This is a genomic window from Candidatus Caldatribacterium sp. SIUC1 (assembly GCF_051549785.1).
Classification (GTDB): domain Bacteria; phylum Atribacterota; class Atribacteria; order Atribacterales; family Caldatribacteriaceae; genus Caldatribacterium.
This window is the reverse complement of record NZ_CP189974.1, coordinates 242,177-257,092: the sequence shown is the minus strand read 5'-3', so window position 1 is coordinate 257,092 and position 14,916 is coordinate 242,177. Positions and strand designations below refer to the sequence as shown.

Sequence of the window (14,916 nt, the reverse complement as noted above, 5' to 3'; positions counted from 1 at the left end):
TCCCTCCTCTAAGTATGGTGCTTTCCCGTGGCTTTTTCCAGGTTCTCCCGAATACGGATGAGGAACTCGTGGAGGCGCCGTCGTTCTTTCTGGGTAAACCCGAAGAAGCATTCCTTTTCGAGGACACGGTGAATCCTTTCGACCTCCTTTTGCAGGTTTCTCCCGCGCTCGGTAAGGTACACTCGCACAGCTCTCAGGTCCTTTGGATCAGTTTCCCGCCGCACCAGCCCGTTTCTCTCCATGCGCCGGAGTATAACAGTGACCGTGGGAGGACGGAGGCCCAGGGCTTCGGCGATTTCTTTCTGTGTTCGTCCATCCTTTTCCCAGAGCATGCCAAGAACAGGTGGTTGCCCTCTGTAGAGCCCAATAGTTCCAAGAAGGTGGTGGTATCGAATGAAGTGGTACCGAATGACCTGGAGGAGAGCATCGTGAAGCGATGTTCCCTGGTTCTTCAACGGTTCTTCCTCCTTTTTATTTAGACGTCTAAAAAGATAATACCATCGGCCCTGCAGGGTGTCAATTTGTGCTCTTGGGTCTTTGGGTTTGCCGCATATCCTGAAGAGTGCCTGGGGAGGATTATGCTACAATATTTCCGGGGAACAGCAATGCGACCGCTCAAAGTACTCCATACTGCTGACTGGCACCTTGGACTTGTTTCCTGGAAGAGTCACCGGGAGATCGACCGCCTGGAGGAACAGCGGGAATGCCTTGAAAAGCTCATTCAGGTGGCAAAAGACGAACGGGTTGACCTTGTGCTCCATGCCGGGGACCTCTTCCACCAGTACTACCATCCCCCCAGGGAGGCCATTCAGCTTGCCGCCGAGGTCGTCGTGGAACTTGCGGAGGTCGCTCCTTTCGTGTGGCTCATCGGGAACCATGACTGGTACGCTGTGGAAGCCCTGCGGCGGATGTTCCCCAAAAGCATCACAGTCATCCGGGATATGGAGCCGCGGAGTTTTCCGGAGCTTGGGGTAACCATTTTCCCGATCCCCTATCTGCCGCTCTCGAGGTTCCTTGCTGACCACCCCGGGGAAACGGTTCAGGCCATGGTGAGGGACCGCCTTCGGCGCACCATGGAGGAGTGGAAGCACTCGTTCAATCCCCGCCATTTCCATGTTCTTCTCGGTCATCTGACGGTGGAGGAGCTAGCCTTCTACGCTGAGGCCAACGCTTCCCGGGAGGTCTTCCTCAAAAAGGCCGATTTCCCCCACGGTTTCTCCTACGGTGCCCTGGGGCATCTCCACGGGTACACGGTTCTCGAGACGCCCTTCCCCCTCTGTTACCCCTCGTCCCTCGTCCCGGAGAACTTCAAAAACCCCGACCAGAAAGGCGGCTTTGTACTGGTGGAGCTCGTTTTTGGGGAAAGACCCAGGATTCATCCGGTGTTCTTTGAAAGCTCTGCCCTTCTGAGCATAGACCTTGAAAGGCCCCTTGGGGTTTTGGAGGTTCGCCGCCTCATAGAGGAGCGGCTGCGCAACGGCCGGCGGAACTATGTGCGGCTCCGGATTCCAGGAGAGATGCTTTCTCCTGAGTGGTTCACGGAACTCGTTCGGCTCCGGGGAGAACGCTTCGAGGTGGTGGTGGTTGAGGCGGTCTGGGATGAGGAGGATCATCAAGAAAGCGAACAGGCCCCGTTCGATATAGCGGCGCTACCGGAGCTTTTCGCCCGGTTTGCTGAGGAGGAGGGGCTTTCGGAGGACGTGGTGCGGCTTTTTGAAGTGTACTACCACAGGGCTTTTGAGGAAGATCGAGAATGAGGCCACTGCGTCTTCGGGTTGAGCGTTTTCTGGGGCTTGAGCGCGCAGAGCTTGAGTTTGCCTCGGACCTCTTTGTCATTGTGGGTCCCAACGGAGCGGGAAAGTCATCGCTCCTTGAGGCGATGTACTTTGCCCTGTATGGTCGGGGGATTCGTTCTGAGCGAGGGAAAAAGGAGCTCATTTACCGGGGGAGTCCCGACAAAGCCTTACGGGTGCAGCTTGAGTTCCTCCTTGGAGAGAAGCGGTTCCGGGTTACCCGGGAGTACTCGGCAAAGCAGGGGGGCGTGGCCTACCTCGAGCAGTACGAGAGGGAACGGTGGAAGCCGGTGGCCTCTGGGGAGCAGGGGGTCAACCAGCGCATTGAGGAGCTCCTCGGCTGTGATGCCCTGACCTTCCGGTCCTCTGTGTTCCTTCCCCAGGGAGAAACCCTGGCCTTTGTTGAGGCGTCTTCGGCGGACCGCTTCAGGATCCTGAGTAGCCTCTTTGGCCTTGACATCCTCGACAGAATCCGCGAGCAGGTTCGGGGCAAGATGAAGACTCTCGAGGGGGAACTCGGGTCTCACCAGGAAAGGCTTCGCCTGCTTGAAGCCGAGGACCTTCCCGGAGAAGAGGTCCGACTCCGGGAAGAGGTAGGAAACATCGAGCAGGAACTCGAGAGTGCCAGGTCCCGGCGTCAGAACCTGCAAGAGTGCCTGGAGAAGATGAGGCAGCTTGGGGAAATCCTCCGAAAGCTCCGGGAAAACGAAGAGCAGCTTTCTGTCCTCCGCGAGCGCTGCGAGGAGGTGCGACCGAAAATTCAGGAGGACGATGATATTGAGCTGGCTCACCGCCTCTGCGAGGCCTTTGAGAGTCCCTGGAGGGCAAAGGCAGAGCTCCTTGAGCGGGTGAATCAGGAAGTGGCGAGGACTGGGGAAGACCTCAGGAAAACCGAAGAGGACCTTCTTTCGGCCAAAAAGTCCCTAGAAGAGCTCCTCAGGGAGGAGAAGCACTGGAGGGAGGAACAGGAGAGGCTTGAGCGTCTTGTCCAGGAGGTTGAAAAGCAGGGGCAGCCCCTTTTTGAGGATATCCGGAGGCGCAGAGAGGAGTGCGTATTCTGGGAGAGGGAAGGGCAGAAACTCAGGACAAGACTCCAGGAGCTTGGGAGGGAACACGAAGACCTTTTGAGAGAACGGGAGAGGAAAGTGGCAGCGCTCAAAGAACGGGAAGCCTGTCTTGCCAGGGTGGAGAGCGCCTGGGGAAAGATCGAGGAGGCAACTCGGATTCTCGACATCCTTGTCCCTGAAGCGCAGGAGAAACACCAGGAGCTGAAACAGGCTGAAGGGGAGCGACGGAGGATTGAGGGAGAGCTTGCCAGGCAAAAGGAGAAATTGCTTGGCCTTTTGAAGGAGCAAGAGACGCTCGAGGCTTCTTTGCGGGAACTTGAAGCCCAGAGAAAGGACCGTGAGGCGAAGTACCGCTTTGGGGTCAAGGCCTTTGTGGTTGGGGAACTTGAGGAGGAGTGGCGTCGCCACGGGGTATGCCCGGTGTGCGGGAGCGCGGTGCCGTTCCCGGAAGGGGAGAGGGTGCGGGTGGATATCCTTGCGCTTGAGGAGGAGTACCGGGAATTCCATGAGCGCCTCACCCGCCTTGCGTCGCAGAGGGAACACCTCCTCCGGAGCATTGCGGAGCTCCGAGAAGAGGAGGAAAGAGCCCTCAGGGACCTTGAGGAAGTGGGGAAGAGGGAGGAGATTCTCGGTCGAGAGCTGCAAAAGCTGCATCGGCGCATCAGAGAGAGTCTCGAGAGCTGCGGGTACCCCGAGCAGGATGTGCTGAACCTTTCCCGTTTCCGCGAGTGGGTGAGGTCCCAGGAGAAGGCCAGGGAAGCTCTGCGGAAGGAAGCAGAAGCGTTCCAGAAGGACCTGGTTGCCCTTGAGGGGCGGATTGCCTCGCTTGAAGAGCGGTTGCAAGAGGAGATGCAGCGTCTTGAGAGCATAACCGCCACCTTGGAAGCACTGCAAGCAGAGCTTAAGCGACAGCGAGCGCTCCTTGGGGAGTACTGTGCGTTATGGGGGGTTACTGAGAGTGGGGTGCCTGAGGAGGCCTTTTTCGCCTTTGCCGAGGACCTCAAAAGGAGGCTTCAGAAAGCCGGGCAGGAGGTTGTGCGCCTTGGAGCGGCAATCAGGGCCAAAAGAGAGCACATCGCGCTTCTTGAGGGCGATAGAAACCGGCTGAAGGAACGTCTTTTGCAGCTTCTGCAGGACCAGCACTCCCTGGGTCAGGAAGAGGAGCGCCTCCGGCAGGCCTTTCTTGGAGAGCTCAAGAAGCGAGGGTGGGATGAGACCACGTACTGCCGGTTGCGGGATAGAGAACGGGGGAACTGGCGGGAGGTGCTCCATCGCCTGGAGGGGGAGCTTGAAGGACTGGAAAAGCGAATAGCAGAGCAGCGGAAGGAGAAAGAAAAGCTTTTTGCTGGACTCGGCCTTGCTGAGAACGAATTTGAAGAGACATTTGCCCGGTGGCAGAAGGAAGCTCAGGACCTTGAGGAGCGGGTGTCTTTCCTCCACAAACGCCTCGGAGAGGTTCGGGAGAGGCTCCGGCAGAACGAAGAGAAGCAGAGAGAGTGGAAAGAACTCCGCGAGACGGTGGGCCAGAGACTGAGGGAGTACCGGGTTCATGTGGATTTGCAGCAGGCGCTTGAGGTGGGCGGGTTCAAGAACTACCTGCTCCGGCTCTTTTTCGCCCGCCTCGAAGAGGAGGGTTCCCGGATTCTCCGGAAACTCTCAGGGGAGCGATATGCACTGCGGATGCAGATGCGTAGAGGCATGGCGGACCTTGCGGTTCTTGACCGAAAGTTCGGCGGAGGAGAGCGCTTGCCGGAGGAGTGTTCAGGCGGGGAAAAGACCCTGATTGCTCTGGCTCTGGCTTTGGCACTTTCGAGTCTCAAGCTCGAGAAAAGTTACGCCCGCAGAACGGAGTGCCTCTTCATCGATGAGGGGTTCTCGTCCCTTGACCGGGAACACCTTGATCTCGTGGCTGATGCCATTTTCCGCTTAAGCCGGGAGGGGAAAATGGTGGGGGTGGTGACCCACGATCCGGATTTTGCCGGGTACTTCCCGGTGCAGCTTGAGGTCAGAGAGGGGGCGGTGCGGTGGAAGAAGACCGAAAGCATCGTGACATAGGGGCATTGCTTCGGAGTGGCTTTGCCCAGGTGGACCACTGGTACACGGAGGACGAGGCCTTTTTCCACCGCGAGGTGGGCGAAGACATCCCTCTTGCGCCCAGAGACCTTTGGGAGAGCGAAGAATGGCGGGAATTCCCTGAGGATCTTTCGTTTCCAGCTTTTGACCGGGTGTGCTTTGTGGATGGGAAGGCCCGCATCCATGTGCGGGTTCTCTATCGCACTGCGGTGTTGCTTCTGGCTGAGGTTGCTGCTTCCTGGGTACAGTGGGAAAGGGGTAGAGGGCTCTCCTTTGGGTTTTCCCCCTCCTCGCCTCCGTCTTTTGCGCGGGTTCTCGGAGCAGGAGAGGAGCTCGCCCTCCGGGTGCTGGTGGAACATCCGGAGATCGACCTGGGGATGGGGATGGTCTTCCGCCTTGAGGAGACACGGCGGGGAGCAAGAATTTTCGCCGATACCGAGGTTGCCCGGCAAGCCGTCCTCAACGTCATGCAGCGCCTGGAGCGCGAAGAGGTGTGCCGGCTCCTTGACCGGCGTGTCCCGGTCGTCAAAGACGGCACCATCCACTTCATCGATCCCCCCACCTTCATCCCCGGAGTCGGCCCCTGTGGTCTCGTGAAAGGGGTGGAAGAACTCCGCCTTCCCCGGGAATGGCTTGAGGCCCTTCTTCGTCTCCCCCGGGGCCGCAGAACCCCAGCTGTCGTGGGGTTTTTGCATCAGGACCGTACCGACGTCCTGCGGGTGTTCTCCTACGTCCGCCTGGTGGAGGATCCTGCTTTCCCCTGGAAGGGCCTGGTCCGCCTGGAGGTTGTGGTTCCCGGGGAGCAGTTCCCTGCCCTTCGTCCTGACATTACCCGCCTCTTTGACGGCCTGGCGCAGGTTTTGCCTGAGCTCACGGGGGATTACCCCTGGCGGAGGCTTCCGGAAAACCTCTTCCCAATCATCGCCCTTGAGGAACGTCTGGCCCAGCACTTTGCCCCCTCGGGGTTTGTGCGGGAACTCGTGCAGCGGGTACTCTGGGAGAAAAACCTCTCGCCGGTGCGGGAGCGCCTTGAGGAGTGAGGTGGAGACATTGGAAGAGCTTGGTACCGTCACAGGATTGCGGGAAGTCACTCCCTACACCTTCTGGGTGCGGATGCGTCCCGCTTTTGCTTCTGGGATTCGTCTTGAGGCGATTGTACGGGTGGACTTCTCCTGGGGGGAGGAAACCTTTCGGCTGTACGGAGTAGTGAACGAGGTGGTGGCCTCCTGGGACGGGACGGTCACCACAGGATACCAGGAGGAGGCCTGTGCCGAGGGACGGTACAGTGGGGTGACGATTTACCTTGGACAGGTGGTGGTGACGAGAACCCTGAAAAAGGAAGGAGAGAGCTTCGTAACCGTTCCCCCTCTTGTCCCTCCACCCGTGGGGGAGAGGGTTTTCCTCGTCCCCCCTGAGGAGACCGATGTGGCGCTGGGGTTTGACGAGGTGAAACGGGCAAAGCGGGCCCTTCCCTGTGGAGTGCTCTCGAATAACGAGGTGGCGTACCTCGATGTGCGGTACCTCCTTGGGGACAACGGGGCCCATGTGAACGTCAGCGGCCAGTCAGGTGTGGCGGCAAAAACCTCCTACGCCACCTTCCTCCTCTGGATGATGCTCAACTACCCTCGCGCCCCGGAGTGCTTTCTCTCAGGGGATGTGGCCACATTCTTGCGGGATAGCCGGGCTATCGTCTTCAACGTGAAGGGAGAAAGTCTCCTGTTTCTTGACCACTGGAATAGCGAATGGGAGGAGGCGAAGGGTTCAAGAGCAGCCCAGCTCTGGGAGGACATGTTCCGGCGCTTCGGTGTGGACGCCCGGCCCTTTGAGAGTGTCACTGTGGCTGTCCCTCCAAGGAAAGACGGCCGACCCGACATCCGTCACTCCCGTGACCGGGTGAGCGTCTACGGATGGGACATCCTCGACATTGCCGAGCTCCACCTCCTGCCGCTCTTCTTTGACCCAGAGGAGCTCGAGAGGAATCCGAATTTCGCCCTGGCGGTCTCGGTGATCGAGGAATTCCTCTATGACCAGTACACATGTCTTGTCAGGGAAGCCAGGGCAGAGCTCTTCTCGCAGGATACTCCGTACCTTGAGGAGAACATCCGCTTCTCCTGCGAAGGGCTCGATGACCGGACACTGGTGCGGCTGTACCTTGCGGTGTGCGGCCAGGACCCAAAGTGGATGCTTCAGAGATTCGGGCTTCCGAATTCTCTGAAGGACCTCATCGAGCTCCTCCATGGGTATACTGAGGAGGGAGAGAAGGGGGCCAGGGCGCTGGCGACGGCTCTTGGGAGCGAGAAGATTGAAGACAAAACGGTCCTTGCCATTTCCCGGAGGTTACGTCTGGCGGAGCGGAGCGGCCTTGACAGGCTGTGGCGGAGCATCCTTCCCTCCCGTACCGTCGTCTTCCACCATCCCCCTGTTCCCGAGTATATCCTACCCTGGAACCGTCCTGCAGGGGTGACGGTGGTGGACATCGCCAAGCTCTCTTCCCGGGGGCAGGCTTTTGTTGTAGGGGCGGTGCTTCGGGAAATTCTCTGGGCAAAAGAGCAGGATCTCCTGAAAGAACCGGTCTTCATTTACCTTGATGAACTCAACAAGTACGCTCCCCGGGAGGGTGGTGGGCCCCTCGGGCAGATTTTCCGGGACGTGGCTGAACGGGGTCGGTCCTTCCGGATTGTCCTCATCGGGGCAGAGCAGACTGCCTCTCAGGTGGATTACCGCGTGGTGACCCAGGCGGCAACGACGGTGGTGGGAAGACAAAAGTACGCCGAACTCAGCAAGGCAGAGTACGCACACCTTCAGGGCATCCTGCGGGAGAAGGCGGCGGCGCTGCTCCCCGGGGAGGTCATCGTGGACCAGCCCTTTTTCCGCCTTCCCCTCACCGTCCGCTTCCCCCTCACACCCTGGGCAACTTCTGAGGAGAAACGATTGTTGCGATATGGCGAAGGTGTCGTCTCCCTTTCCGAGGAAGAGTTCCGAAAGCTCTTCGAGTAGGGGGTGGAACCATGCGTGAGTTCACGGTAGCGACACGGAGGAAAGAGGAACTCGTGAACATCACCTCCTTTGTCCGCCAGGCGATTCAGGAATCGGGGAAAATGCGGGGAATCTGTGCGGTGTACATTCCCCACACGACCGCAGGAGTCACGATCAACGAGAGCGCCGACCCGGATGTGGTCCTTGACATCCTCCGGGGGCTCCGCCATGCCGTTCCCGAGAACCTCCCCTATGAGCACGGGGAAGGGAATTCCCCAGCCCACGTGAAGGCCTCCATTGTGGGGCCGTCGGTGAGCGTCCTCTTTGAAGATGGGAAGCTCCTTCTTGGGACCTGGCAGGGGATTTTCCTCTGCGAATTCGATGGGCCGAGGACACGTCGGGTCTGGGTCCAGGTTGTGGGGGAGTAAATGCGCGTCCTCGAGTGGATCGCTGAAGACCGTTTCACCCCGGATTTTGCCGAGTTTGTCGCCGTTCTGGCCCGGAAAAGGCCTCCCCGACGGGTCCACTTTGTCGAACTCCTCGTTGATCCAGAAGTCATTGCCGAGGTGACCCGCAGGATCTTTGGGGAAACCCCTGTGCCGCCTGCGCCCGAAACCATGCCCCTTTTCCTCCGCCAGTCTGTCCAGTTCTATAGACGCCTGGGGTACGATTACTGCATCTTCGTGGATGTGCCGGGGATGGGGCTTCGCTTTGTGGGGAAGACCCGTAAAGGAGAAGACACTGCGCTCTTCTCCCGGGGGGTGCGGGAGTGGGTTGAAGAGTCCTCGGGGGTGATTGGGTCATGGGATGATTTCGAGCGCTACCCCTGGCCTGATGTGGCAGGTTTCGATTACTCTCCCTATGAACTCCTGTCATCCCTTCTTCCTGAAGGTATGAAGCTTCTTTTGAACGCCTGTAGTGGAATCTTTGAGGTGGTGAGCGAAATCCTCCTTGGCTTTGAAGGCCTTGCCGTCCTCCTCCATGAAAACCGGCCTCTCGTTCAGGCGGTCTTTGACCGGGTGGGGGAGGTCACCCTTTCCTTCTACCGGCAGCTCGTTGACCTCGACATCGTGGGGGGCATCTTCCAGGGGGACGATTGGGGGTTTAGAAGCGCCACCTTCCTCTCTCCAAAAGACCTCGAGGATTTTGTCTTCCCCTGGCATGAAAAGCTCTGCACCCTTGCCCACGAGAAGGGGAAGTCCTACTTCCTCCACTCCTGCGGGAACATCTACGGGGTGTTCGATGCGTTCCTCAAGCGTGTCCCCATCGATGCCTTCCACTCCTTCCAGGACGAAATCCTCCCGGTAACGGAGTTTGTGAAACGGTACGGACAGAAAGTCGCTGCTCTTGGTGGGGTTGACCTGGACAAACTCATCCGTCTTCCTGAAGCAGACCTTCGCCGGTACGTTCGGAGTATTCTTGAAGCCTGTGCCTTGCAGGGTGGTTTTGCCCTGGGGTCGGGGAACTCCATTGCGAACTACGTCCCCCTTGAGCAGTACCTGGTGATGCTCGATGAGGGGTTGAGATTTTCTCTTGAAGCCTGGTGAGACCCTTGGGAAAAGAGGAAGGTGCGCGGAAGGGAGAACAGCTGTGGGTTTTTGTTTACTATGACGAGCGCCTTTTTGCGCAGTTTGTCCAAAAGAGCGAGGCTCGAGCAACCGATCCTTTTCAGGACCCCCTCACCCGCCTTTTCTCCCGGGCGTACTTTGAGCTGGAGCTCACGCGCCTTGATGTTCCACGACAGCTCCCTCTTTCCCTCATCATGGCCGATATGAACGCCTTTAAGCTCGTCAACGACCTCCTCGGGCACAGGTATGGCGATGTGCTCCTGCAGAAGGTAGCGGCAAAGCTCCGGGAGACGTATCGACGGGAGGATATTGTGGCACGGCTTGGGGGCGATGAGTTCGTGATCCTTCTCCCCAAAACGTCGTACGAAGAGGCGGTGCATCTTGCTCGCCGTTTCCCTCCTTTCCTTGAGTTCCCGAGCAAACTCGGACCTTTTCCCGTTTCCCTCGCTTTTGGTGTGGCTACGAAGACTGCACCGCATCAGGATGTTTGGGGTGTGCTTCAGGAAGCTGAGGAAGCAATGTACCGTGAGAAAATTGCAGGGCGGAGGGATCTGGAGCGGAGAATCGTTACTTTGCTACGGGAGTACCTCGAGAAGGAGGTATACCCCCTTGAACCCCGCATGGGAGCATTCGCAAAGTTCGCACTCGCCCTGAAGCTCGCGAGGGCGCTCTCCTTCTCGGAGGAGGAGAACGAGCGGTTTTTGCGTCTTCTGCTCTTCCACGATGTAGGGAAAGTGGCCCTTCCGGTGGAGCTCCTCAAGAAACCAGCAGCCGAGCTCCATCCTGCAGAGTGGACGGTAGTTCGAAGTCACAGCGAGGTGGGGTACCGGATTGCCTCACAGCTTGGTGAGCTCATGCCGGTGGCAGGCGAGATACTGAGTTTCAGGGAACGATGGGATGGCAAGGGATACCCTCGCGGGCTTCGGGGAAGGGACATTCCCTTCTTGAGTCGGGCCGGTGCCCTCCTCAGCGCTTATGAAGCCCTAACTCTAGGGAGGCCGTATCGTCCCCCTCTACCCCTTCCTCTTGCTCTCAGGGAAATCGAAAAGGAACTCGGGAAGAGATTCGACCCCGAGGTCGGTCGTGTATTTTTACAAATCGTGCAGTGATCACGGGGACGGAACAATGCGAGCCCTGACGTTCGTGAGCATCCCCTCATTGTGCCTCTCTCCAAAGTACGCAACGGTGACAGGAACATCTTCGACGCTTCCCCCGCCGTAAGCGAAGGTTCCGCTGAAGAGAACCCGGCTTGACCAAAAGAGCGTGGCTTCAACGAAGAAGCGATACGTTCCGGGAGGCACGGGGTTGCCGTTTTCGTCTTTTCCGTCCCAGGTATATACCTGGCGTCCGCTTTGTGGGGTGGCGCTCGTCGTGGCGTCAACAGTCTGGGGTGGTAACGACGCAGGGTTGGCTTTCTTCACCCAGGTGGGGAGGCAGTCTGGTCTGTGCCGGTATCCCCCACGGCCTGTGAATCTCGTGACGTAGAGGGTTTTGACGAGGTTCCCCTTCTCGTCCTCAATCCAAACGGCATACTGGTTGGAGGCGATGGTGCGCTGGCGCTCAAAGTCCAGGGTGATTTCCAGCACTCCTCTTTGCTCCATGGCCAATCCCTCCTCTTCGAGAATCCAGATGGTTGTTGGTTCGGGAAGGGTGTCTCCGCTAATATGGAGGACGCTGCCCTTTTCCTCCACCTTCCACTCCTGTGCCTGGGAGAGGAAATCCGCTAAAGGTGCGATGGGCCAGTCCCGGGTGACGTCCGTCCGGTAGTGCATGGGGATGACGACTCGAGGGGCAAGGTCCCGGATGAGTTCCACAACCTGGTCGAGGGGAAGGGTGTAGTTTCCTCCCACGGGCACGAAGAGGATATCGATACCTCTGAGCTTCTCTCTGACGCTGTCCTCAGGGGGTGCTCCAATGTCCCCAAGATGGGCAAGGCGTAAACCATCTCCTTCAAGGACGATGATCGCGTTTTTCCCCCGAAGGGTACCCTGTTCTCCGTCGTGGTACGAGGGAAGGGCGAAAACGTGGACGCCCTGGATGGTCTCGTCGAAGAGGTTCCAGTCGGCCCCTTGGTTTTTTGTGCCCACGAAAACCGGAACACGCTTTCCCAGGAAGTCCTCAAAGAAGTGGTCGAAGTGTTCATGGGAACTTATGAGGACATGAGCTTCAAGCTTTTCGGGAATACGATAGCCGACCTGAGGGGTGAAGGGGTCAAGGACGCACCGAAGGCCCCTCTCGAAGGCCAGAAAGAAGGCAGAGTGGCCGAGGTAGCGGATTTCCAACGCCTCTCCCTGCACCGCCCAGAGGGCAAAAAGCGCAAGACCAAGGAGCAATAGCTTTCGCATGGGTATCCCTCCTCTCGAGGATATCATACCACAGGGGTACAGTGGCAAGAAATTTTATCCACAGAATTTGCAATCTCTGAGGAGGTCGTACGATGAAGCACGCTGTGGTGCTTGTTCTCGTGCTCCTTTTCGTTCTCTCCGGCTGTGGGGTCCGCTGGCAGATGAAGGACACCTATATCTTCGTGTACGAGATTGAGCCAAATTCTCCTCAAGGGTACGTCCTCCCGGTGCCCCTTGCCCGGGTCACAGTGACGGGGAATGTTGCAGCGGTGCGGTACACCGATGCCCAGGGGAAGGCCCATTTCCAGCTCCCTCCGGGAACGTATACGGTTGCCATTGACAAAAGCGGTTACCTCCCCCTCACCGATACCATCACTCTCTACACCCTGGAGCTCACCCCGGGGCGGTACGTCTATTACCTTGCCCGCCAGGAGGGCTGAGGATGGGGCGAGTTGTGGTGTTTGCGGTACTTAGCCTTGGTCTTCTTGCAGGATGCTTTGGCAATCTCGCTCCCCTTCCCTCAGTGCATCCCCTGGTGACGGTCCTCGGGAAGGTCAGGGATGCGGTGACGGGAGAGGGCATCGAAGGAGCGCAGGTGCGCCTTCGGGATTTCCCAGAATGCTTTGACCTCACGGCCTCTGATGGGTCCTTCTTCCTGCCCCGGGTTCCTTCAGGACGGCAGGTCTTTGTGGTGCACTCTTTGGGGTATGCTCCAAAGAGTGAGGCGGTGGACATCCCCGGTAACGTTTCTTCGTTTTCCCTCACCATTGAACTTGCGCCCCTTTTGGGGAAACTGGTAGGATATGTCTGGGATGAGGAGGGGAACCCTGTTCCTGGAGCTCTGGTGACGTTCAACGGAACCTATACGACCACCACGGGGAAGGATGGAAGCTTCACCTTGAGTGGCCTTCCCGTGGGGAAGGGAGTGCTGGTGGTGGAAAAGGAAGGGTTTGTCCCCTCTACAGTGGAGGTTGCAATTACCGAAAACGCCGTCACGGTGGTGGAGGTTGTACTTACCCATCCTGCGCCTCAAAAGGCCTGTGGTACAATGAGTGGGGAGGGTGACAGAGTTGGCCGAGACCTTTGATATGGAACGGTATCTTGGTGTTTTTCTGGAAGAGGTTGAGGAGCACATTGAACGGCTGGAGGAAAATCTGGTGCAACTTGAGAAAAGCCCTGATGATGAGAGCCTGGTACAGGCCATTTTCCGCTCCTTCCATACCATCAAGGGGTCCTCAAGCTCCATGGGTTTCCAAAAGATGATGGAGCTTGCCCATCTCATGGAGAACCTCCTCGATGGCGTCCGGAAAAAGACCATTGCCGTGACTCCGGAGCTTGTGGATACCCTCCTTCGGGGTGTGGACATTTTGAAGTTCATGCGAAACGGCATCGCCTTGGAAGGGAAGGAGCCTGAGGTCGAGACGGGGGACATCGTGGGGATGCTGCAGGGCCTTCTTGGGAAGAAGGAAGCACCGAAAGAACATCCTCAAGAAGAGGTTCCCCAAAAAGACCATGAGACCCTGCAGGTTCCGGAGGCGGCAAAAGAGTACACCCTTACGGTGTACCTCACCCTCGACTGCTCCATGAAGGGTGTCCGGGCCTATCTTGTCATTAACCGCCTTCAGGAAAGCGGTATCGACGTGGTGAGCACGAACCCCTCCCTTTCGGACCTCGAGAGCGAGCGCTTTGGACAGAGCTTCGAGGTCCTTGTACGTACTGCCCTTCCTCCTGAGGCTGTGAAAAGCATCGTGGAGTCGGTTGCGGAAATCGAGAGGGTTGAGGTGACGGTCCACGAGTCTGTGGAGACTCCTGAGGAGAAGAGAGAAGAGGAAAAGGTCGAGAAAGCCCTCCCCCTTGAGGGGAAGAAGAAGGTCACCGGCGGGTTGAAGAAAACCGTTCGGGTGGATGTGGAACGGCTTGACGCCCTCATGAACCTTGTGGGGGAACTCGTCATCGACCGGGCACGCCTTGAGGACATCATCCAGCGCCTCCGGGAGAGCAAGGAGGTGGCGCACTTGCGGAACCTCCTTGTGGACACCACCACCCACATTGGCCGGGTGACGAACGAACTCCAGATGGAAATCATGAAGGCCCGGATGCTTCCTCTGGCGGAGGTGTTCAACCGCTTCCCGAGGATGGTGCGGGACCTTGCCCGGAACTTCGGGAAAGAGATTGATTTCATCATCGAGGGTGAGGACACGGAACTCGACCGTTCCCTCATTGAGGAAATCACGGACCCCCTCATTCACCTTCTCAGGAATGCCGTGGACCACGGTATTGAGCCGCCGGCAGAGCGGGTGGCTCTGGGGAAGCCCCCGCGGGGCCGCATTCTCCTCAAGGCATACCAGGAGGAGAACTCGGTGGTGATCCTCGTCCAGGACGATGGACGGGGCATCGATGTAGAGAAAATCCGACAAAAGGCCCTGGCTCTTGGCCTTGCCTCTCAGGAAGAGCTTGCCCGGATGAGCGACCGGGAGGCTATGGAATTCATCTTCTACTCGGGATTTTCTACCAACGATAAGGTCACAGACGTTTCCGGGCGTGGCGTGGGCATGGACATCGTCCGCCGGAATATCGAGCGGGTGAACGGCCAGGTCCACGTGGAGAGCGAAAAAGGGAAGGGAACGACCTTCTTCCTGCGCCTTCCGCTCACCCTGGCCATTATCAGGGCACTCCTTGTGCGGGTTGACGGGGCAATTTACTCCATACCCCTTGCCGATGTGGTGGAGATTGAGAAAATCGAGAAGAAGGATACCTACTGGGTGAATAGAACCCTGACCTCGCTCTTTCGGGGGAGAGCATTACCACTTTTGCGTCTCCAGGACCTCCTTGAGGGGAAAAAAGCCGAGTACGAGGAGGGCACGGAGATTCCCGAGGTTCTCTACACTGTGGTGGTGAACGCGGCCCGGGTTCTTGCGGGGCTTGTGGTCGATGCAATCATCGGTGAGCAGGAAATCGTCATCAAGTCCCTGGGGTCGTACATCGGGGACGTGCGGGGGCTTGGAGGGGCGACGATCCTTGGTGATGGGCGGGTATCGCTCATTGTGGACGTGGCCAGCCTCCTCTGGAAAATGGTTCAGGTGGGAGGGTAAAG

At 58.2% G+C, this 14,916-nt stretch carries 12 protein-coding genes; 10 read left to right on the top strand and 2 right to left on the bottom strand.

Going from position 1 to position 14,916, the window contains the following annotated elements; genetic code table 11:
* Positions 1-8: 8 nt before the first annotated feature.
* Positions 9-455, bottom strand: a complete 447-nt coding sequence (locus tag ACP6EK_RS01335; RefSeq protein ID WP_438316810.1) for a MarR family winged helix-turn-helix transcriptional regulator — start codon at positions 453-455, stop codon at positions 9-11.
* A gap of 66 nt (positions 456-521) precedes the next feature.
* Here ACP6EK_RS01335 and ACP6EK_RS01330 point away from each other — a divergent pair, with 66 nt between their 5' ends.
* Genes ACP6EK_RS01330 through ACP6EK_RS01300 form a run of 7 tightly spaced genes read left to right on the top strand, consistent with a single transcriptional unit; the run spans position 522 to position 10,586 of the window.
* Entirely contained in the window at positions 522-1,757 is a 1,236-nt protein-coding gene (locus ACP6EK_RS01330; protein WP_438316807.1) for a metallophosphoesterase family protein, read from the top strand.
* Entirely contained in the window at positions 1,754-4,915 is a 3,162-nt protein-coding gene (locus ACP6EK_RS01325; protein ID WP_438316804.1) for an AAA family ATPase, read from the top strand. The genes ACP6EK_RS01330 and ACP6EK_RS01325 overlap by 4 nt, the downstream gene beginning before the upstream one ends.
* A complete protein-coding gene (locus ACP6EK_RS01320; RefSeq protein ID WP_438316801.1) occupies positions 4,885-5,973 on the top strand; it encodes a hypothetical protein in 1,089 nt (362 codons plus the stop codon). Before ACP6EK_RS01325 ends, ACP6EK_RS01320 begins: the two co-directional genes overlap by 31 nt.
* A gap of 10 nt (positions 5,974-5,983) precedes the next feature.
* The gene (locus ACP6EK_RS01315) at positions 5,984-7,930 is read left to right on the top strand and encodes an ATP-binding protein (RefSeq protein WP_438316798.1); all 1,947 of its coding nucleotides are present in this window, start codon (positions 5,984-5,986) and stop codon (positions 7,928-7,930) included.
* Between the two features lie 11 nt (positions 7,931-7,941).
* Positions 7,942-8,337, top strand: coding sequence for a secondary thiamine-phosphate synthase enzyme YjbQ (locus ACP6EK_RS01310; protein ID WP_438316795.1), 396 nt, complete (start codon positions 7,942-7,944; stop codon positions 8,335-8,337).
* Positions 8,338-9,456: a uroporphyrinogen decarboxylase family protein gene (locus ACP6EK_RS01305; RefSeq protein ID WP_438316792.1), complete on the top strand. Its 1,119-nt coding sequence runs from the start codon at positions 8,338-8,340 to the stop codon at positions 9,454-9,456.
* 5 nt (positions 9,457-9,461) lie between these two features.
* The gene (locus tag ACP6EK_RS01300; RefSeq protein WP_438316789.1) at positions 9,462-10,586 is read left to right on the top strand and encodes a diguanylate cyclase; all 1,125 of its coding nucleotides are present in this window, start codon (positions 9,462-9,464) and stop codon (positions 10,584-10,586) included.
* On the opposite strand, the gene ACP6EK_RS01295 is transcribed toward ACP6EK_RS01300, so the two are convergent.
* Entirely contained in the window at positions 10,587-11,822 is a 1,236-nt protein-coding gene (locus ACP6EK_RS01295; RefSeq protein WP_438316786.1) for a DUF2271 domain-containing protein, read from the bottom strand.
* Between the two features lie 92 nt (positions 11,823-11,914).
* On the opposite strand from ACP6EK_RS01295, the gene ACP6EK_RS01290 reads away from it, so the two are divergent.
* Genes ACP6EK_RS01290 through ACP6EK_RS01280 form a run of 3 tightly spaced genes read left to right on the top strand, consistent with a single transcriptional unit; the run spans position 11,915 to position 14,914 of the window.
* Positions 11,915-12,262: a carboxypeptidase-like regulatory domain-containing protein gene (locus ACP6EK_RS01290; RefSeq protein ID WP_438316784.1), complete on the top strand. Its 348-nt coding sequence runs from the start codon at positions 11,915-11,917 to the stop codon at positions 12,260-12,262.
* A gap of 2 nt (positions 12,263-12,264) precedes the next feature.
* Entirely contained in the window at positions 12,265-12,909 is a 645-nt protein-coding gene (locus ACP6EK_RS01285) for a carboxypeptidase regulatory-like domain-containing protein (RefSeq protein ID WP_438316782.1), read from the top strand.
* Positions 12,884-14,914: a chemotaxis protein CheW gene (locus tag ACP6EK_RS01280; protein WP_438316779.1), complete on the top strand. Its 2,031-nt coding sequence runs from the start codon at positions 12,884-12,886 to the stop codon at positions 14,912-14,914. Before ACP6EK_RS01285 ends, ACP6EK_RS01280 begins: the two co-directional genes overlap by 26 nt.
* Positions 14,915-14,916: the final 2 nt, after the last annotated feature.